We start from the raw sequence: 230 nt of genomic DNA on the forward strand, positions 1-230 counted from the left end.
AAACACTGGTGATCTGCGATCCCTCCAATATGGCCTGGCTCACCGGCTGTGACGGCTGGAGCCTCTATGTTCCGCAGGCGGCGGTTCGGCATGAGACCGGCATGCCGATGTGGTGGGGCCGCACCCCGGGCAAGCCGGGCGCCGCGCTGACCCCCTGGCTGGAGGCCGATCACCTGTTAGACTGGCCGGAGGAGCATGTGCAGCACCCGGACCACCATCGGTTCGACTCG

Annotated in this window: 1 pseudogene; it reads left to right on the forward strand. The window is 67.0% G+C overall.

What is annotated here, in order from left to right:
* Positions 1-230, forward strand: a pseudogene (locus tag R0J92_RS27385) (ectoine hydrolase DoeA); the annotation flags it as partial.

Source organism: Tritonibacter sp. SIMBA_163, from assembly GCF_046535935.1.
GTDB classification, from domain to species: Bacteria; Pseudomonadota; Alphaproteobacteria; order Rhodobacterales; family Rhodobacteraceae; genus Epibacterium; species Epibacterium scottomollicae.